17 protein-coding genes and 1 riboswitch are annotated in these 17,955 nt (G+C 72.8%); of the genes, 10 read left to right on the top strand and 7 right to left on the bottom strand.

Annotated features, from left to right (window positions below; translation table 11 throughout):
* The first annotated feature begins 28 nt into the window (after window positions 1–28).
* Window positions 29–685, top strand: a complete 657-nt coding sequence (locus tag ABZ312_RS09200; protein WP_500322647.1) for a DUF6230 family protein — start codon at window positions 29–31, stop codon at window positions 683–685.
* Window positions 686–705: 20 nt separating this feature from the next.
* A complete protein-coding gene (locus ABZ312_RS09205) occupies window positions 706–2,676 on the top strand; it encodes a DUF6114 domain-containing protein (RefSeq protein WP_500437186.1) in 1,971 nt (656 codons plus the stop codon).
* A 178-nt stretch (window positions 2,677–2,854) separates the two neighbouring features.
* On the opposite strand, the gene ABZ312_RS09210 is transcribed toward ABZ312_RS09205, so the two are convergent.
* Together ABZ312_RS09210 and ABZ312_RS09215 are read right to left on the bottom strand one after the other, a co-directional pair.
* Window positions 2,855–3,073: a DUF2277 domain-containing protein gene (locus ABZ312_RS09210; RefSeq protein ID WP_499512588.1), complete on the bottom strand. Its 219-nt coding sequence runs from the start codon at window positions 3,071–3,073 to the stop codon at window positions 2,855–2,857.
* Window positions 3,074–3,098: 25 nt separating this feature from the next.
* Window positions 3,099–3,482: a hypothetical protein gene (locus tag ABZ312_RS09215; protein WP_500322645.1), complete on the bottom strand. Its 384-nt coding sequence runs from the start codon at window positions 3,480–3,482 to the stop codon at window positions 3,099–3,101.
* 107 nt (window positions 3,483–3,589) lie between these two features.
* Between ABZ312_RS09215 and ABZ312_RS09220 the strand changes: the two genes are divergently transcribed.
* The 3 genes from ABZ312_RS09220 to ABZ312_RS09230 all read left to right on the top strand — a co-directional run bounded on the left by ABZ312_RS09220 (window position 3,590) and on the right by ABZ312_RS09230 (window position 7,641).
* Window positions 3,590–6,730 carry a DEAD/DEAH box helicase gene (locus ABZ312_RS09220; RefSeq protein WP_500436936.1) on the top strand — a complete coding sequence of 1,047 codons (3,141 nt, stop codon included), beginning with the start codon at window positions 3,590–3,592 and terminating at the stop codon, window positions 6,728–6,730.
* 238 nt (window positions 6,731–6,968) lie between these two features.
* The gene (locus tag ABZ312_RS09225; RefSeq protein WP_500436938.1) at window positions 6,969–7,394 is read left to right on the top strand and encodes a hypothetical protein; all 426 of its coding nucleotides are present in this window, start codon (window positions 6,969–6,971) and stop codon (window positions 7,392–7,394) included.
* 16 nt (window positions 7,395–7,410) lie between these two features.
* A complete protein-coding gene (locus tag ABZ312_RS09230; RefSeq protein ID WP_500436940.1) occupies window positions 7,411–7,641 on the top strand; it encodes a hypothetical protein in 231 nt (76 codons plus the stop codon).
* A gap of 25 nt (window positions 7,642–7,666) precedes the next feature.
* On the opposite strand, the gene ABZ312_RS09235 is transcribed toward ABZ312_RS09230, so the two are convergent.
* On the bottom strand, window positions 7,667–8,536 hold the full coding sequence (locus ABZ312_RS09235) for a PfkB family carbohydrate kinase (RefSeq protein ID WP_500436942.1): 870 nt from the start codon (window positions 8,534–8,536) through the stop codon (window positions 7,667–7,669).
* 161 nt (window positions 8,537–8,697) lie between these two features.
* Between ABZ312_RS09235 and ABZ312_RS09240 the strand changes: the two genes are divergently transcribed.
* Together ABZ312_RS09240 and ABZ312_RS09245 are read left to right on the top strand one after the other, a co-directional pair.
* Window positions 8,698–9,462, top strand: a complete 765-nt coding sequence (locus ABZ312_RS09240) for a DUF6227 family protein (RefSeq protein WP_500322638.1) — start codon at window positions 8,698–8,700, stop codon at window positions 9,460–9,462.
* Between the two features lie 110 nt (window positions 9,463–9,572).
* Window positions 9,573–9,854 (top strand): hypothetical protein, encoded by a 282-nt coding sequence (locus tag ABZ312_RS09245; protein ID WP_499512596.1) that lies wholly within the window; start codon window positions 9,573–9,575, stop codon window positions 9,852–9,854.
* Window positions 9,855–9,977: 123 nt separating this feature from the next.
* Here the strand turns inward: ABZ312_RS09245 and ABZ312_RS09250 are convergent, their stop codons facing one another.
* The 4 genes from ABZ312_RS09250 to ABZ312_RS09265 form a co-directional block, all read right to left on the bottom strand.
* Window positions 9,978–10,934 (bottom strand): M23 family metallopeptidase, encoded by a 957-nt coding sequence (locus tag ABZ312_RS09250; RefSeq protein WP_500322760.1) that lies wholly within the window; start codon window positions 10,932–10,934, stop codon window positions 9,978–9,980.
* Window positions 10,935–11,257: 323 nt separating this feature from the next.
* Window positions 11,258–11,397, bottom strand: a riboswitch (cyclic di-AMP (ydaO/yuaA leader).
* A gap of 217 nt (window positions 11,398–11,614) precedes the next feature.
* Window positions 11,615–13,015, bottom strand: coding sequence for an extracellular solute-binding protein (locus tag ABZ312_RS09255; RefSeq protein ID WP_500322636.1), 1,401 nt, complete (start codon window positions 13,013–13,015; stop codon window positions 11,615–11,617).
* Window positions 13,012–15,489, bottom strand: coding sequence for a caspase family protein (locus ABZ312_RS09260; RefSeq protein WP_500436944.1), 2,478 nt, complete (start codon window positions 15,487–15,489; stop codon window positions 13,012–13,014). The genes ABZ312_RS09255 and ABZ312_RS09260 overlap by 4 nt, the downstream gene beginning before the upstream one ends.
* A 53-nt stretch (window positions 15,490–15,542) precedes the next feature.
* Complete coding sequence (locus ABZ312_RS09265; RefSeq protein WP_500359181.1) at window positions 15,543–15,911, bottom strand: effector-associated constant component EACC1; 369 nt, start codon at window positions 15,909–15,911, stop codon at window positions 15,543–15,545.
* A gap of 191 nt (window positions 15,912–16,102) precedes the next feature.
* On the opposite strand from ABZ312_RS09265, the gene ABZ312_RS09270 reads away from it, so the two are divergent.
* From ABZ312_RS09270 to ABZ312_RS09280, 3 genes are read left to right on the top strand one after another with little or no spacing between them, the layout of a single operon-like run.
* A complete protein-coding gene (locus ABZ312_RS09270; RefSeq protein WP_500322632.1) occupies window positions 16,103–16,252 on the top strand; it encodes a hypothetical protein in 150 nt (49 codons plus the stop codon).
* A 35-nt stretch (window positions 16,253–16,287) separates the two neighbouring features.
* Window positions 16,288–16,941, top strand: a complete 654-nt coding sequence (locus tag ABZ312_RS09275; protein WP_500322631.1) for a hypothetical protein — start codon at window positions 16,288–16,290, stop codon at window positions 16,939–16,941.
* Window positions 16,942–17,000: 59 nt separating this feature from the next.
* On the top strand, window positions 17,001–17,885 hold the full coding sequence (locus tag ABZ312_RS09280; RefSeq protein ID WP_500322630.1) for a helix-turn-helix transcriptional regulator: 885 nt from the start codon (window positions 17,001–17,003) through the stop codon (window positions 17,883–17,885).
* Window positions 17,886–17,955: the final 70 nt, after the last annotated feature.

Consider the following 17,955-nt stretch of genomic DNA (forward strand, 5'->3'; position numbering starts at 1 on the left):
GATCAGACTGTCCCACGGTTGACGGGACGTGCTGACCACCGAGCCCACCGGGTACCGGCCCGCCACGTCCCAGGCCGCCGTCGCCGTCTCCGGCCGCACCAGCTGGAAGCGGCTCGCCCTCGTCATGGTGCCGACCGTCGCGGCCGCGGGCGCCGTCGTCGCGAGCCTGGCCACCGGCGCGCTCGCCGCCTCCTTCGGGGTCTCGGCCAACTCCTTCACCGTCGCCGGAGAGAGCTTCCAGATCTCCTCCTCCCTCCTTGAGGGCGACGGCTTCGTCCAGTTCGGCGTCCTCGACCGGGGGCGTGACGCGGTCTACCCGGAGGCGCTGTCCGCCATCCGCCGGGCCACCCTGCACGACCTGTGCCAGTCCGTCGTCCAGCAGGTGCCGGTCATCGGCCCGGTCACGCTGCGGCTGACCGCGGACCCGGCGAGCGCCGACCGGCTGATCGCCGACGCCCACGACATCAAGGGCGACGCCGTCTTCGAGAACATCCACATCGGACAGGACGCCTCGACGGTGGACCAGGTCCCCGGCGTGCGGGGCCCGGCCGGGGCCTTCGCCCAGCAGGCGACCTCCATCCGCGTCCGCGACCTGCGGCAGACGAACCGGTCGGTCAGCGCGGCCACGTTCAGACTGCCGGACCTGCACGTGCAGGTGCTGCGCGGCGACCACTCCTGCTTCTAGGAAAGGCCGCCGTGACCCGCATGCTGAGCCGTGCCGGAGCCCTCCGGTCCCGCTTCCGCGCCTGGCGCCGCAGCCGTCCCTTCTGGGCCGGCGTGTGGACCCTGCTCGCCGGTGTGGAGATCCTCTCCATCCCGCTCGCCCCGCTCGCGCTCATGATCCACGAGGGCATCGCCGGTGTCTCCGGCCTGCTCATGGGCGTCTTCCTGGTCATCCTGGGCCTCACCTTGTGGCTCGCCCCGCACTACCGCGCCTTCGCCGGCATCGCGACCCTGATCTTCTCCGTCGCCTCGCTCGTGCTGTCCAACTTCGGCGGCTTCCTGATCGGTTTCCTGCTGGGCGTCATCGGCGGGGCCATGGCCGTCAGCTGGGTGCCGGACGGGGACGGCGACGGAGGCCGCGGCAGGCGCGCCCGGCCGGTGCCCGACTGGGGCGGCGGGCACGGCGGCACCACGGGGCCCGGCGCGGGCGCACCGCAGGGCGGCACCCCGGACGTCGCCCCGCCCCCGGCGGCCCCGCCCGCCGCCCCCGCGGCCGGTACGGAGCCGGCGCCGCCCACGGCCACGGGCCCCGCCTCAGGTCAGGACGCCCCAGGTCAGGACCGTGCGGGTACCCCGGCGGTCCGCTCGGCCGTCCGCAACCGGGCCGTACGGCTGCGGGCCATCGGCGCCCTCCCGGTCGGCGGGGCGCTGCTCGCCGGCGGACTGCAGCCGATGGCACCCATGGCCATGGCCCACGACGCCGGCGCCCCCAAGGGCGACGGCACCGCGAAGTCCGCCGAGGGCTACCGCAGCGCGGGCGAGGCCGTGTGCGACGTACTGGACGGCCTCTACCAGGCCCGCAACCCCACCGTGCACGGCACCGGCACCGCGACCGGCAAGGCCAGGAACCGCGACCGGGGCGGCCTCCACGCCGGCGTCGAGACGCAAGGCCCGCTCCCGGTCCGCGGCTCGCTCGATCTCTCGCCCGGCGGCACCCCGAAGGGCGCCGGCCCGAGCCCCGTACCGTCCCAGCGCGCGGCCCCGCAGCAGCCGTCGGGCGGACTGCTCGGCGCGGTGGGCGACCTGCTGGGCCTGCGCGGCAAGCAGCCGTCGACACGGGCACCGGCGCCGCGGCGGCCGGGCGCCACCCCGTACGCGCCGCCCGTACCCCGCGCGGGCGGGTCCGCCCGCCGTACCCGGCCCGAGGTCCCCGCGCCGTCCGCGGGCGCACCGCCCACCGGCATCCTGTCCGGCAACAAGATCGGCCCCGACTCGCTGCTGGACCTGGTCGTCCCCCGCCACCCCTCCGACGGCGGCATGGACGAACCGCTCTCCCTGCTCCCCGCCCGCATCCGCCTGGGCAGCCCCAACTCGCCCTGGTGCCTGCCGAAGGTCTCCCTGGAGCTGTCGATCGGCGCGGCCCGCTACCGCGACCGCGTCATCACCGCCGAGCAGCCGTTCCGCGTGCGCACCCCGCTGCTGGTCCTGACCGGGCTGACGTACCACGGCATCACCGCCGTCCCCACCCGCGCCGGGGCGGAGCGGGTCCTGGTCTTCACCGCCTGGCGCGCCGACATCGCGAGCCTCCGCCAGACCGCGGGCCTGCTCTCCCCCGCCTGCGCCCGGCACCACGCCCGCGACTGGACCCCGCCCTTCCACGGCCTGCCCGGGATCGGCCTGCCGCTGCTGGACATGGGGCTGCCCGGCATCGGCCGCGTCTCCCCCGAGCCGCCGCCGTGGGCCCCGTGCCAGGGCGAACTCGAGTCCGACGCCCGGCCCTGGAGCACCACGACCGCCACCGGACGCCCGGTCGTCCTGCTCACCCGCGTCCTCAGCGGCAACCTCCTCGGCCTGCTCCCGGTCACCTTCACCCCGGACACGCCGCCCCCGCTGCCGCCCGGGCTGACGATCCCCATCCCGGTCTTCTTCACGCAGGTCGTGGCGTACAACCAGCTGCTGACCGCGCAGCGGCTCACGATCCCCGGCCTGCACCAGCAGGCATCACTCCGCTGACTGGCACACGACGGCGCTGGCCAGCAGCACGGCGGTGAGAGCGGTGACGACGAGGGCCCTACGGACAACGGACATGGCACACCTCAGTGCAGCGGCGGACTGTTTCGAGCAGGCCACAACCTACCGTCACCAACCCGCCACTCACCGTCACGCCGCTGCAGGGAACCACCCGCAGGGACTAGGAGGCCCTCTGGCCCCTCACCTGGATCCCGTCCAGCAACTCCCGCGTGGCCGCCGCCACCGCGTCCACCGCCTCCTCGAACGCCTCCCGGTTGTGCGCCGCCGGTGCCCGGAACCCGGAGATCTTCCGCACGTACTGCAGGGCCGCGGCCCGGATGTCCTCTTCGCCGACCTCGGGCGTCATCGGCGGGCGCAGGGTCTTGATGCTTCGGCACATGGCTCCAGTGTGCCCGCACCCACTGTCACGCCCACCCTGCGCGCGGCCGCCGCCCCCACCACCAGCCGCCTTCACCGCCGGGCGCGGCCGCGTCCTCCACCGTCAGCTCGATGTACCGGCCGTCCACCTCCCCCAGCGACTCCCCGCACAACTCCGCCACCGGCCCCGGCAACCTCCGCACCAGCCCGGCCACCCCGTCCCGGCACACCAGCTCCCCCCGCGCCACCCCCCGCCCCGCCTCCAGCCCCCGCACCACCCGCTCCCACGCCTCCAAATGCCCCCGCACCTCCCGCAACACGCTCCCCTCCACCTCCCACAACGCCTCGTCCACCGCCCCGTACGGCGCCCTCCGCAACGCCTCCATCGCCTGCTCGAACCCATCCGTGACCGGCGTCTCGCTCTGCCTCATGGCCCCATGCTCCGCCCGCGGCGCGTGCGCGTCGCGCACTGGGCGCCACACGTGTCAGTCGCTCCTGTTAGAACTGGATCACGCCGATTCGCCTCAGGGGGGCCTACGTGACGAATCCGAACCACGACCTCGATCCCGTCTCCGGGCTGTACGAAAGGCTCATCACCGACAGCCTCGAAGAAAGCATCAAGGCGCTCGGGGCCGACGGATGGAGCGCCGTCGACGAGGTCGTCGGCAGTGAGTCGGCGCCGCATGTGCTGTCCCGGCACATCGCGAGCAGGGTGGAGCGCGTCCTCACGGGGCTGACGCCGGCCGAGCAGGTGGTCGCCGCCAACCTCATCCTCGAGTCGATGAGCTCCCTCGAGGGCGCCCGGCAGGTGACGGACCTCATCTCTGACGGGCCGCGGCAGCTTCTGGCGCTGGCCGAGCGGGAGGCCGAGGGCGTCTACGCGATCCGCCCGGCGACCCCCCTCTCCGAGACCGCACTGATCACGAACTCCCCCGAGGACCCCAGCCTCGGTTACGAACTCCGCGCCGAGCTGGCGACCGCGGACCGCGTCGACCTGCTCTGCGCCTTCGTCAAATGGCACGGCCTGCGGGTCCTGGAGCAGTCCCTCCGGGCAGCGCACGAGCGCGGCGTACCGATCCGCGTCATCACGACGACGTACGTCGGCGCCACCGAGCGCCGCGCCCTCGACCGCCTCGTCCGGGAGTTCGACGCCGAGGTGAAGGTCAACTACGAGCTGCGCTCCACCCGACTGCACGCCAAGGCGTGGCTCTTCCGGCGCAACACCGGCTACGACACGGCGTACGTGGGAAGTTCCAACCTCTCCAAGGCCGCACTGCTGGACGGCCTGGAGTGGAACGTGCGGCTGTCGTCGGTCGCCACGCCCAGCGTGCTGCGGAAGTTCGAGGCGACCTTCGACTCCTACTGGAGCGAGCCGGCGTTCGAGTCGTACGACCCCGACCGGGACGCCGTGCGGCTCGACGAGGCACTCGCCACCGCGGGTGGCGGCAGCGCACCGGGCATCCTGGGACGCAGGCTCAGCCTCTCGGGTCTCGAGGTCCGCCCCTACCCGCACCAGCGCGACATGCTGGAGCGGCTCGAAGTGGAGCGCGAGGTCCACGATCGGCATCGGAACCTCCTGGTGGCCGCCACGGGGACGGGCAAGACCGTCATGGCCGCCCTCGACTACAAGCACCTGCGGCAGAAGCTCGGCCGGGACCTGAAGCTCCTCTTCGTCGCTCACCGCAAGGAGATCCTCGAGCAGTCCCTGCGCACCTACCAGGACGTGCTCGTCGACGCGAACTTCGGGGAACTCCTGGTCGGCGGCGAGATCCCGAACAACTGGACGCACGTCTTCGCGAGCGTCCAGTCCCTCAACGCCCAGTCGCTCGACCGCTTCGCGCCCGACCACTTCGACGTCGTCGTGATCGACGAGTTCCACCACGGCGTCTCCCTCACCTACCGGAAGATCATCGACCACTTCGCCCCGCGCGAACTGCTGGCACTCACGGCGACCCCGGAGCGCATGGACGGGCACAAGGTCCAGGACGACTTCTTCGACGGACGCATCGCGGCCGAGATGCGGCTGTGGGAAGCCCTCGAAAACGATCTCCTGAGCCCCTTCCACTACTTCGGCATCACCGACAACACCGACATGAGCGCCGTCGCGTGGAAGGCAGGCGCCTACGACCGCAACGGCCTGGACAACCTCTTCACCGGCAACGACGCTCGCGCACGCCTCGTCGTCCAGGCCGTCCGCGACAAGGTCACCGACCCCGGCTCCATGCGGGCCCTGGGCTTCTGCGTGTCCGTTGCGCACGCCGAGTTCATGGCCGGCTTCTTCTGCCGGGCCGGCCTCAAGGCCAAGGCCCTGTCAGGAGAGACGCCCCGGGACGATCGGAAGGCCGCCCTGGAGGAGCTGAGGGCCGGGTCGCTGCAGATCCTGTTCTCCGTCGACCTCTTCAACGAGGGGCTGGACATCCCCGACGTCGACACGCTGCTGCTCCTGCGTCCCACGTCCAGCGCCACGGTGTTCCTGCAGCAGCTGGGACGCGGCCTGCGCCGCAGCGAAGGCAAGGCCGTCCTCACCGTCCTCGACTTCATCGGCCAGCACCGCAAGGAGTTCCGCTTCGAGGAGCAGTTCCGCGCGCTCACCAACTTCACGCGCAACCGGCTGCTGAGCAACATCGAGCACGACTTCCCCCAGCTCCCCTCCGGCTGCCAGATCATCCTTGAGCCCAAGGCCAAGGAACTCGTCATCGACAACATCCGCAGCCAGATCAACGTCAACGTCACCCAGTTGGCGCGTGAGGTCGCCACGTACGCGAGCCCCACACTGGCGGAGTACCTCGCGGAGAGCCGCCGCGAGGTCAAGGAGATCTACCGCGGCGGCAACTCCTGGACCGGCCTCCTCCGCCGGGCCAGGCTCCTGCCCGCCACCCACCCCGAGGGCGAGGCCTCGCTCCTCAAGCGCGTTCCCGCGTTCCTCCACGTCGACGACCCGGCCCGGATCGCCGCCTACCAGCAGGTGCTGGCCGACGACGCCCCCACGTACGACGAACTCGACCCGTGCGTGCAGGACTACGCCCGCATGCTTTTCTTCTCCCTATGGCCCCTGGGCAACGGCTTCTCCACCTACCAGGACGGCCTGGACGCCCTCCACGCCCAGCCCCACGTCCGCGACGAACTCCGCCAGGTCCTCGCCCACGGCCTGGACCGCACCGACCACGTCCCCATCCCCCTCGGCGGGACACTCGGCGAACTGCCCCTGACCATCCACGCCTCCTACAGCCGCGAGGAGATCCTCCCGGGCTTGAGGCAGTCCGCACTGGGCGGCTTCCTGCCCGGGCATTTCCGGGAGGGCGTGAAGTGGTGCGAGTCGATTGGGACCGACGCGCTCTTCATCACGCTGGAGAAGGACGAGAAGGACTTCTCCCCGCAGACGCGCTATCACGACTACGCACGCAACGAGACCGAGTTCCACTGGGAGTCCCAGAACCAGACCTCCAGCACGTCCCCGACGGGTCTCCGCTACCAGCAGCACCGCGCCCGCGGCAGTCACGTCCTGCTCTTCGTCCGCCGCTACAAGAAGACGGACATCGGCGGCCCCCAGCCCTGGATGCTCCTCGGCCCGGCCGAATACGCCGAACACAAGGGCAGCAACCCCATGGGCATCGTCTGGCGCCTCCAGCACGAACTGCCCGCGGACGTCTGGACGTACTCCGCCATCGCCGCAGGCTGACGCCCCAACTCCTGTTGCGGAACTGATGCTTTAAGGTTCCTGCACCACTCCCTCGAGCGACCTTGTGTCACCGGCACGCAACACCACGTATCGCGCCGCGGGAGGGCGGCGTTTCCGATGCGTACGTAGGCAGCAAGCATCGGAGTGTCAAATGAGCCGTAATGAAGACCGCACCCTGCCGGTTCGGCGCGTTTTCGGGGGACGGGCCAGGCAGTGGGTCGCTTTGACGTCGACGGCCGTGACCGCTCTGGTGGCCGCGGCTTCGCCAGCATCGGCCACCGCTGTCGGATACGGCAAGGTGGGGAGCTTCTGCTTTGACGTGAAGGGTGTGCAGCTCTGCGCGCCGGGCGCCACGATCGGTCACATCATCAAGGGCCAGGGCCTGAGCATCACAAGGGAAGAAGCCTCCGTACAGGACATCTTCGGCGCGGACTCCGCAGGTGGAAAGTGGTGCAACTGGCGGATCGACTGGCGCTACGCGGACACCGACGGCAAGACATACCTCATTCGGCGGGGTCCCATGCACCACTCGTGCACTTTCATGAAGTCCGTAGGGCGTGTCGACGACTCTAGGCGGACGTTGAAGCACTACGGGAAAGCATGCGCAGACTTCTTCGCTAGCGGGGAGAAGCGCGGAACCCAGTGCCACAACATCGTCAAATGAGCGAGGCGGAACCCCGATGACCGATAAGTCGCCGAACGTACGAACAAGCCGGCTGCTGCGTTGGCTGCTGATGGCCGGGCTCAGCTACATGTTCGCGATGTTCATGGTCCTCGGCGGCTTGTCACTGCTGCCGAAACGCACCCAGATGACCGTGTCCGAGTCGGCGGTCGGCTGGCTCGTGCTCGGTGTCAGCGGGGTCCTGTTCGCGCTGATCGCCAACAAAACGAAGGACCGCGGGCGGTCCTGAACGCCGGTCCCGGGTACGGACGGGCTCACGCCCGCATCCACGCACGCGTGCCGAACGAGGCGCAGGAGCGGGAGGCGATGTCGGCCGCGCGGGCGAGGGCGGTGTCGAAGGCGGGTGGGGTGAGGCGGGGGGTGATGTGGGCGGCGAGGTGGTGGGCGAGGGCGCCGTGGAGGACGTCGCCGGCGCCGAGGGTGTCGACGACGGGGGTGACGGCGGGGACGGGGATCTGCCCCTCGGGCCGGAGGATGGGGGACGGGCCCTGGGTGACGGCGGTCCAGCGGACGCCGGCGTCGTGGAGGTAGGCGAGGACCTCGGCCGGGGTCGAGGTGCCCGGGGGGTGGAAGTCGGCGGAGCAGACGGCGACGTCGACGTAGGGGAGCAGGGTGGGCGTGGCGGGGCGCCAGCTGCCCGCGTCCAGGAGGGTGGGGACCCCGGCGGCGCGGGCGAGGCGGGCGGCGGGGACGGCGAGGGCGGGGTGGTGGGCGTCGACGAGCACGACGTCGGCGTCGCCGACGAGGACGGAGAGGTCTCCGGGCGGGGACACGGAGGTCCCTGAGGCCACGTTGGTGGAGGCGACGGCGCGGTCGCCGGTGGCGGCGGTGACCAGGATGGTGGAGACCGCGGGGGGTTCGGGGGAGTCCGCGGTGAGGTTGATGACGTCGACGCCGAGGGCCGCGAGGTCGGCGTCGATGGCGCCGGCGAGGGCGTGGCCGCCGAAGGCGGTGAGCAGGACGGCCTCGCCGCCGAGATGGGCGAAGGTGGCGGCGGCGCCGGTCGCGGGGCCGCCGGCGGCGACGGTCTGGGTGCGGGCGGTGAGTTTCTCGTTCGGGGCCGGGACGTGGTCGACGAGGGTGATGACATCGAGGGTGCAGAGGCCTACGAAGAGTGCGCGCATGGGCGCATAGTGGCAGCAGGGAGCGTGCGTTTCGCGTCTTACGCGCCTCCTACGGGTGGGGGTGCACCATTTTTCCGGGAGACCCGACGCGCAGAGCGTCGATGCCACTACGCTGAGTGCTCGCAATGGTGCGCGGGGAATGCCGTGAGCAGGAGGACCGCATGGGGAACGCGCGACCAGGTGGGGCGGGTCCGGCGGACGTCGAGGTGGTGCTGGCCAGAGCGCAGAACTCCTTCGACGTCGACGACCGCGTGCTGGGGCGGCTGGCCACCGCGCTGATGGGCTGCACGGAGCTGGCGTCCTTCCGCCAGCGCAAGGGCCCGCCGCGCAGGCTGAGCCGCAGGACGTTGCGGCACACGTTCCTGCTGGCCGACGGCAGTACGCAGCTGCTGTGGGAGATCGAGCACAACACCGGCCCGGGCGACGACGAACCGCTGTACGAGGTGTACTCCGACCCGGACGAGCTGGCCGCCGCCCAGCACGCGATCGACGCCCGCTTCGGCGAGCCCTCTCCGGAGGAGCTGGAGGCGGAGGCCGCGGACTGGCTGGCGCGGCTGCCGCAGATGGCGATGGACCTGACGCCCGGGCCCCGGCAGTACACGGCGGACCACTCCGCGGAGCACGCGTGGCGGGTGCTCCGGCGGGCCGAGAACACCGACGTACCGGGCGAGGAGCTGCGCAGCCGGCTGGGTTCGGCGGTGGGCCACGACATCGCGTACGTCACCGGCCGGCACATACGGATCGGCACCGGCCGGGTCGCCGGCTGGACGCTGTACGAGCACGCCTTCCTGCTCGAGACCGGCGAGGAGATCAGCCTCTGGGAGGTCGAGCACACGATGACCCCCGACGGACGTCCGGTGTGCGAGGTGTACTCCGACGAGACGGCGGCGTGCGACTCGGCGGACGTCCGGCTGGAGGCTCTCTAGCCTCGCCGGCCTCGTCGCCGGACCCCGGGCGGACCCCGGCCGGATTGCGGCCGGGGTGCAGCCGGAGGAAATTGGGGCGTAGGCGTGTCGGTGGGAAGCGGGAGGTCCCCATGCCGGTCCTGGCGGAGGTCGAGTTCCCCGGTGTGACGGCCCTGCAGTACGAGGAGGCGAACCACCGCGCGGGGTTCGGGCCCGAGCATCCTCCCGCGGGGCTGCTCTCGCATGCCGCCGTGATCACCAACGAGGGTCTGCGGCTGGTGAACGTCTGGCAGTCCGCGCAGGCGCTCGAAGCCTTCATGGAGATCATGTTGCCCGCCGCCAAGGAGTCCGGTTTCCCCGAACCGAGCGGACCGCCGAGGATCGCGGAGCTCTACAACTTCGTCGTCCCGTAAGCGTCCGCAGGCGTCCCGTAGGCATCCCGTGTAGGCGTCTCGTGGGCGTCCCGCGAAACGGACCGGCGGCCCTGGGTGACGGGGGGTGTCACCAGGGCCGCCGGAGTCCGTGGGGCCGGTCGCTCAGACGGACAGGCCCTTACTGCGCAGCCAGCCCATCGGGCCGATCGGGTCGCCGCCACCGGGGCGCACCTCGAGGTGCAGGTGCGGGCCCGTGACGTTGCCCGTGGCGCCGACACGGCCGATGGTGTCACCGGTGTTGACCTTGCCGGAGGTGACGATCATCGACGAGAGGTGGCAGTACCAGAGCTCGGTGCCGTCGTCGAGGGTCAGGATGATGCGGTAGCCGTACGAACCGGCCCAGCCGGCCTCGGTGATGGTGCCGCTGTGGATGGCCTTGACCGGGGTGCCGGTGGGGGCGGCGAAGTCCTGGCCGGTGTGGGTGTTGGCCCACAGCGAGCTGGACTCGCCGAAGCCGGCGGTCAGCGTGTACGAGGTGACCGGCTTGACGAAGCTCTTGGCGAGCTCGGCCAGGCGGGCGGCCTCGAGCTTCTTCGCGGCCTCCGCCACGGCCTTCTTCTTGGCGGCGGCCTCGGCGCGGACCCGTTCCGCCGCCGCGGACTTGGCGGCCTTGGCCACCGCCTCCTGCTGTGCGGCGTTCCTGGCGGACCGGTCGGCGGCGTTCCGCTGCTGCTGGGCCTGGTCGAGGATGCGGTTGCGCAGGGCCTCACCCGCGTCGGGGCTGAGTGCCTCGGCGACCTGCTTGGCCTCGGGGGCGCTGTCGTCGCCCACGAGGGCTCCGATGCCGGGCAGGTGGGACACCTCGGGCAAGGAGACGGGGAGCGGGTTCTTGCCCTCGGCGGTGGCGACCCCTCCGACGCCCAGCACGGCCACGGCCGCGACCCCGAAGACAGCCGAACCGCGGCCCATGGAGCGCTGTTTGGCGACGCGGTGCCGCGCGCGACGGGGGCCGGCGGACTCCTCGGTGGGGTTCCACGGCTCGGCCTGCGGGCCCTCGTAGGGCGCGCTCTCGAAGGTGTCGGGGTCCTCGAGGTCCCCCGTGCCGTCGAAGGCCTCGATGTGCTCGGGGAGGGGCTGGGCGGGGGCGGGGGCAGCGGCCTCGGGTGCCTCGTACCCCGCGGCCTCGTAGCCCACGGACGTGGTGTCGTGGGAGGTCGTCGCCTCGGCGGCCGGCGCGTCGAACCAGCCGGCGGCCATGTTCCACTGGCCGGTGTCCCAGCCGTCGATCGCGTTCTTCGTCGGCGGTGCCTGCTCGGCGGCCGGGGGATTCCAGCCGGCGGCGATGTTCCACTCGGCGGTGTCCCACTCGGAGTACGCGGTTGCGGACCCCTGTTGCTGTCCGGGTATCAGGGCAGGCTCGTTCGACGCCACGCGGGCGCGCTCCTTTCCTTCCTTCTCGCCTACCGGGTTAGCTGACGGGTTCGGAGCAGGAAGGTCTCCTACGAGGACCGCGGAGGGCCCCCGATTCACCCCAGGAAGTGGTTCCCCGGTTCCCGCGGACGGGATTCGGCAAGCGCACGGCGCCGCCCTGTCGGCGGCGGGATGACCGCGCTGCGTTATCGAACGTTAATAGAGGCGCCCGCCAATTCCAAGCCACTCAAGCGAGTTCATGACGGGAATCTATGGGGATGGACAGGACATACATGGACATTGGGCCGTGACTGCCGTGACCTACGGGAAATGTGAGTGTGCATCAGTCGTTATGCGGAAGGGAGTGCCGCGCTCACGAGGAGTGATGGTCACCCCGGACCCCGGCCGCCGAGCGCGCGCCCCAGACGGCCGCCCAGACGCTCCGCCGTGGCGTCGGCACTGCGGTGCGCCGCGAGCATTCCGTGCACTTCACGCTGCAGGACCCGGGTGAAGGTGACGTAGTGCGCGGTCGCCGGACGGGCCCTGGCGGCCTGCAACGCGCACCACAGCACGGTCGTGTAACCGGGGGTCGCGACGGACGGCGAGGGCGAGGGCTCCGAGCCGCGCCCCGCGGGACGGTCGTGGAACCACGCACGGGGGTCGTGAGGATCGTCACAGTTGACATCCCCGGCTCCGTATGCCGACCTCCGCGCGGGGGCGAAACCCGCCCCGAGCAGGGCATGTTGGGCGCCGCGTCCGGTCAGGAAGCGGATCAGGTCCGCGGCGTCGTCCGGGCGGTCGCTGGTCGCCGCCACGCCCAGGCTCTGGCCGCCGAGAGCGGCGACGCCGGGGAGCCGGGCCACGCCGAAGCGGACACCGGGGGCGAGAGTGGCGTCGAGCCGGTTGTAGGCGTAGGGCCAGTTGCGCATCAGCACGCTCTGGCCCTCGGTGAACTGGGCGAGCGTGACCGACTCGTCGGCCTCCAGGGACTCCGGGTTGAGGTTGTTGGCGGCGCCCAGCCGACCGAGCTCGTCCAGGCCCTCGCGCAGCCCGTCCTCGGTGCCGATGTAGCGGCCGTCGCCGTCGACGAGTGCGACGCCCGCGGTCCAGAAGGCTTCCAGGGTGTTGACGGTCAGCCCCTCGTACGCGCGCAGCTGGGTGGTGTAGGCGGGGTGGCCGAGCGGGCGGACGTCGGCGAGCAGGTCGCTGATCTTGGCGTAGCCGCGCAGGTCGGCGGGGCGGCGACCGGCCTTGGCGAGGTCGTCGGTGCGGTAGTAGAGCAGGCCGACGTCGGTGTTGAAGGGCACCGCGTACGTGCGGCCCTTCCAGCGGCCCGCGTCCGCGGCCTGGGGCAGGAAGTCCCCGTCGACAAGGGCGGGGTCGAGCGGGCGCAGCAGCCCGCTGTCGGCGAACTCGGGGATCCAGCTGATGTCGAGGTTGACCACGTCGTACGCGGCGGTGCCGGACTGGAAGGCGCCGATCAGCTCGCTGCGCTGCTCGTCGGAGGCGGAGGGGAGCTCGACGAGCCGGGCGGGCCGGTCCGGGTTGCGCCGGTTCCACGCGTCGATCAGGGCACGGCGGACGCCGGGCTGCCCGCCGGCGGTGAGATCGGCGTCGCTGGCGACGATCAGCGGCCGGGAGCGGTCGGGTGCCGGGCCCGGCGCCGCGGCGGGGCCGCTGCAGGCCACGGCGGCCAGCAGGAGCAGGACGCCCAGGGCTCGGCGCCGGCGGCGGACGGAGCGCGGGGGCGGGAGGGTGCCGCCCGTGCTCCTGGGGCCCGAGGCTGTCATGACCCTCCCGAGGTGAGGCGGGTGATCGTCTCCGCGACCCGGTCCGGAAGGTCCTGCGTGGCCGCCAGGCAGGCGCCGCCGCCCTCCGTCACCGCCTTGTTGAAGCGCAGCGAGCAGCCGTAGCTCTCCAGGGAGACCACCAGTACGGGGACGTCCACGTCCGGCGGCTCCGCTCGGGCACTGTCCTCGTCGTCGGTGATGAGGACGATCAGGGCGCCGGGGGAGCCGGCGAGCGCGCGGGACCACCGGCGCAGGGCGGCGGCCACGGGCGCGTCCCGCTCGACCGGTGCCAGCGCGCGGATCGCGGCGTCCCGCGCGGCCGCGTCGTTCGGCCCCGGCGCCAGCAACGTGCGGCCGGGCACCGCGGCGATGCCGTACCGGTAGCCGGACGCGCGGGCCAGGACGGAGCGCACGACGGAGACGTTCGCCCCGGAGTAGGAGGAGCTGGAGACGTCGATGGCGAAGAGGACGTCGCGCCGGGTGCCGGTGGCCTCGCCGTGGTCCCGCAGGGCGGCCTCGATGGCCCTCCTGGTGGGCGGTGCGCCGCCCGTCGGCGGATCGGCGACGAAGATCGCGCTGTCCAGCGGGGTGTCGCCGGCCGCGGCCGTCCCGGTGACGTCCGTGCGGAAGCCCTGTGCGGCCAGGGCCCGTTGTCCCGGACCGGAGCGCAGCCAGACGGCGAGCCGGTGCACCGCCTCGGCACGTACGGCGCGGTCGGCCCGGCCGGTCTCCCAGGTCACCGGCACGAGGGTGAGGTCCAGGGGTGGCACGTCGGCGGGGTAGTAGGCGGTGTAGGGGTCGGACTGGTTGCCCAGGCACGGGGGACGGGACTCCAGGGCCGGGGTGACGAGGCCGGCGAGGGTGGACTCGGCGATGACAAGGGCCTGTTGGGTGCCTCGCCGTTCGACCAGCCAGGTGCGGGCGGAACAGGCCAGGGCCCGGTCGTCCGCAGGGGGCACGGCATCGGTGGTGACCCGGGTGCCCGGCGTCAGGTGCAGCAGCTGGTCCAGGGCGGCGTCCGAGGAGTGCGGTTCGGCGCTGCGGACGACCACGTCCTGCGCGTGGGCGGCGTCGACCAGTTGCTGCGCGGTGCTGCCGGTGCGCCCGACGCCCTCCAGGGAGGTGGTCGCGGCGAGGACGGCCGGGGAGTGCGCGAGGGTGACCGGCCGGCCGAGGGCGACGACGCTCTCCGGACGCCGGGTCTCGGCCAGCACCTGGGTGGGGGCGGTGCCGGCCGCCGGTATCCACACGTCCGGGTGCGGCCCGACGTCCCGCAGCGGCAGCGCGCAGTCCCCGCCGTCCTCGCAGGCGCGTTCCGGTTCGGCCCAGGCGGCGGAGGCGCGGAAGGCGGCGAGGGTGCGGTCGGTGGGGGCCGCGTACACGGTGGTGTTGATCTGGCCGCAGCCCTCGGGCCGGCCGCCAAGGGCTGCGGTGGTGCCGGCGGCGTCGCTGTCCTGGAAGGCGTCGAGCACGGAGGTGAGCGCGGCGCGGGTCTCCGGCGAGGTGAGCACCCGCAGTTCGAGCGGGGCGGGGCACAGCGGTGCCGGGCGGTGCGCCCACGTCCAGCCGGTGACGGCGCCCGCGAGCAGGGCCAGGGCGGTGCCGGCGCCCACGGCCCGGTGCCAGAGCGGCTGGTGGGGTCCCGCCGTCCACGTCCAGGTGAAGCCGGCGTACTGGGCGAGCCGGCGCAAGGGCGTCAGCCAGCGGGTCCCGCGGGCGGGGCGCGGGGTCAGCCGGGCCTGCGACAGGACGGTGTCGCCGGCGCTGTTGCTGGAGCGCTCGGTCGGGAACCAGGGGTCGTAGTCCACCCGCTCGTCGAGCGTGGCGGCGTACTCCCCGGCCAGTTCGTGCAGCCGGACCCCGAGACGCTGCACGGTGACCGGGTCGTACGGGTCGGTGCCCTCGGTCAGCACCCGGACCAGGGCCCCGGTGAAGGGCGTCGGGTCGATGCCGTCGCCCTTGTGGATGCGGGAGCCGACGGCCGACGAGGTGATCAGGGAGAACGGCCGCTCGGGCAGCGGCACCAGGCCGGCGTTGCCGGAGTAGCAGCAGTCCAGGACGAGGACGACACGCTCGGCCCGCGAGGAGGCGAGCAGCCTCAGCAGGTCCCGGTACGGGATGCCGTCGAGGCGGGCGCCGTCCTTGGTGGACTCCCGGGTCATCAGGTACAGCTCGGGCTCCCCGGTGCCGAGGTCGACGTAGCCGTGCCCGGTGAAGTGGACCAGCAGCAGGTCCTGGGCCTGGGCGGCGGCGGTGCCGATCAGCCGCAGCGCGCGGTCGCGGGTGCGCGGCTCGGCGAGGGTCTCCACGGTCCGCGGGATGAACCGGCCGTGCGCGCCGGAGACGAGCGCGGCCCGCAGCCGCGCCACGTTGGCCCTGGCGGAGGGGATGTTGGAGAAGTCACGGGCGTGCTCGTACTGGGACACCCCGATCAGGACCGCCCGCGACCGGGACGCGAACGGTTCGTACGGCATGCCCGCCGGACCTCCCCAGGGCCGTCTTCCTCCGGATCGGGTTCTCCCCGGATCTAGTTCTCCAGCGTCTGGCGGATGCGGGCCGCCATCGCCTCCAGTTCGCCGCGCGTCAGGGCGTCCCGGCCGGTCAGGACGCACTCCACGTCCCCGGCGCGGACGGTGACGCTGAGCGAGTCGCCGGGCTGGTTGCGCAGGTGGTTGCGCAGGGCGCGGAGCAGTGTGAGCGCGGTGGCCTGCAGCGTCTCCTGGAGGATCATGAGGAGCAGGTCGTAGGCGACGCCCATGCTCTCGTCCGCGGGCCGCTCCCTGCGGACGACCAGCGGCGCCAGTTCCTCCTCGGCCCGCAGCCAGACCTCCAGTCTGCGCAGGTCCTCGGCCGGGTCCTTGCCGCCCTCCAGCTCGATGGTCACGTACGTGTCCATGACGCCTCCCCTCATTCCCAGCCTACGCTGACGTACCGTCATTCACACCGGTCGTGCGGGGAGTTGTGTGTAACGGACAGGAAATCGGGGCGGGCCGGGCGCCGAGGCGCCCTACCCCGGCGGCGGCCCGGTGCGTCATGATGCCCGAGTACCCCCCCGTACGGGGGATTCGCCCGATCTTGGAGGCCGCAATGAAGCTGGGCAGGGCACTGGCGAACGGCTACGCGGAGGAGACGGACGAGGAGCTCCCGGGCCGGGAGCGGCTCGCGGACGAGGAGAAGGCCCCCGCCGGCCGCGCCCCGGACGCCGCAGCGGAGCCCGCCGAGGCCGCGGCACGGTGAGGTTCGCCCGCCGGTTGCCCGAGGAACGGCCGGCGGTGCCCCCCACGGGGTACAAGCTGGCCTTCCCGATGCTGGCGCACGACGGCGCCCGCGTGGGCTTCCGGGGCGTGTCGCTGGGCGGGCGGATCGTGTACGGCGCCCTCGACGACGCCGTGTGCGGCTACGGGCGGCGGCACCGCAGCCCGGCCCGGGGTTGCGACTGCGGGTTCTACTGCCTGCACACGGCCGCCGAGGCACAGGCCCTGACCTGCGCGACGGACTGCCGGGACGCGGTGGTGCTCCAGGTGAGCGTGCTGGGCGCGTACACCCGGTACGAGCGCGGGACGCGCTACGCCCGGCAGCGGGTGCGCACCGTGCGCATGGGCGCCTGCCGGTGCGGGCGGGCCGCCCGGGTGTTCGTGCGCGACGGCACCGGGCTGCCGGGCTGGCGTGCGCTGACGGCGTCCTGCCGGCGCTGCGCCGCGGGGCTGTGGGTGCTGCGGCCGGCGCAGTTCGCGCGGCTGGCCGGGCCCTGGGTGAACGTGACCGGCGAACCGCCCGGACCGGGCGCCGCCGAGGAAGCGCTGCTCGAGGAACCGCTGCACGAGGAGCTGCTGGTGGAGGCGGAACGGCTCAGGGAGGTGCTGGACCGCTTCCAGGAGCGGCTGGAACGGCTGGACCGCCTGGAGGAGAGGCCTCCGTCCGGGTAGCCGCCGGCGGGTCCGGCCGCGCCGGGCCGCCTCATGATCGGCCGCCCATACTGGAACACATGGAGCACAACGCCGAGCTCAGGGACTTCCTGCGGGCCCGCAGGAACCGGCTGAGCCCGCAGGACGCCGGCATCACCGTCAGCGGTGCGCCGCGCCGTGTGCCGGGGTTGCGGCGGGAGGAGCTGGCGCGGCTGGCCGGGGTGAGCACCGATTACTACACCCGTTTGGAGCAGGGCAGGCACCTGAATGTCTCGGAGGCGGTGCTGGACGCCGTCGCCCGCGCCCTGCGACTGGACGCGGCCGAGCGCGCGTACCTCTTCGAGCTGGCGCGGCACCGCACCCCGCCCCGCCGCAGGCCGCAGCGGCCGCAACGGGTGCGCCCCGAGGTCCACCGCGTGCTGGACCTGCTGGGCGACCGCACCCCCGTGTTCGTCATCGGCCGCCGCACGGACGTGCTGGCCGCGAACCGGCTGGCCCGCACGCTGATCACCGACTTCGACGCGCTGCCGCACCGCGACCGCAACCTCGCCCGCTTCATGTTCCTCGACGACGCGGCCCGCGACCTGTACCGGGAGTGGGACAAGCACGCCGCCGAGGCGGTCGCCGCCCTCCGCCTGGACGCGGCGCGCCACCCCGACGACCCGGGGCTGACCGAGCTGGTCGGCGAGCTGACCATCAAGAGCGCCGAGTTCCGCGCCTGGTGGGCCGACCACAACGTGCGGCAGAGGTTGCACGGGGTGAAGCTCTACCACCACCCCGTCGTCGGCGACCTGACCCTGTCGTACGAGCACGTCCTCTTCCCCGGCGACAGCGACCAGCTCGTGTGCATCCACACGGCCGAGCCCGGCTCCACCTCCGAGGCGGCCCTGCAGCTGCTGGCCGCGTGGACCGGCGCCGACACGCCGGCCAGCGGGTTCGCCGACCCGGAGCCCGACCCCCGGTGACGCGGTGACGCGGTGACGCCGTAACGCCGCGACGCCGCGAGGGCGGCACCGGCGTCGCGCCGGTGCCGCC

The sequence above is a fragment of the Streptomyces sp. NPDC006207 genome (assembly GCF_040613835.1).
GTDB lineage: Bacteria > Actinomycetota > Actinomycetes > Streptomycetales > Streptomycetaceae > Actinacidiphila.

Bases quoted from the DNA above. Each gene is read 5' to 3' on its own strand.
- ABZ312_RS09205 (WP_500437186.1), top strand. From the start codon at position 706: ATGCTGAGCCGTGCCGGAGCCCTCCGGTCCCGCTTCCGCGCCTGGCGC.
- ABZ312_RS09210 (WP_499512588.1), bottom strand. From the start codon at position 3,073: ATGTGCCGAAGCATCAAGACCCTGCGCCCGCCGATGACGCCCGAGGTC.
- ABZ312_RS09215 (WP_500322645.1), bottom strand. From the start codon at position 3,482: ATGAGGCAGAGCGAGACGCCGGTCACGGATGGGTTCGAGCAGGCGATG.
- ABZ312_RS09230 (WP_500436940.1), top strand. From the start codon at position 7,411: ATGACCGATAAGTCGCCGAACGTACGAACAAGCCGGCTGCTGCGTTGG.
- ABZ312_RS09235 (WP_500436942.1), bottom strand. From the start codon at position 8,536: ATGCGCGCACTCTTCGTAGGCCTCTGCACCCTCGATGTCATCACCCTC.
- ABZ312_RS09240 (WP_500322638.1), top strand. From the start codon at position 8,698: ATGGGGAACGCGCGACCAGGTGGGGCGGGTCCGGCGGACGTCGAGGTG.
- ABZ312_RS09245 (WP_499512596.1), top strand. From the start codon at position 9,573: ATGCCGGTCCTGGCGGAGGTCGAGTTCCCCGGTGTGACGGCCCTGCAG.
- ABZ312_RS09255 (WP_500322636.1), bottom strand. From the start codon at position 13,015: ATGACAGCCTCGGGCCCCAGGAGCACGGGCGGCACCCTCCCGCCCCCG.
- ABZ312_RS09260 (WP_500436944.1), bottom strand. From the start codon at position 15,489: ATGCCGTACGAACCGTTCGCGTCCCGGTCGCGGGCGGTCCTGATCGGG.
- ABZ312_RS09265 (WP_500359181.1), bottom strand. From the start codon at position 15,911: ATGGACACGTACGTGACCATCGAGCTGGAGGGCGGCAAGGACCCGGCC.
- ABZ312_RS09270 (WP_500322632.1), top strand. From the start codon at position 16,103: ATGAAGCTGGGCAGGGCACTGGCGAACGGCTACGCGGAGGAGACGGAC.
- ABZ312_RS09280 (WP_500322630.1), top strand. From the start codon at position 17,001: ATGGAGCACAACGCCGAGCTCAGGGACTTCCTGCGGGCCCGCAGGAAC.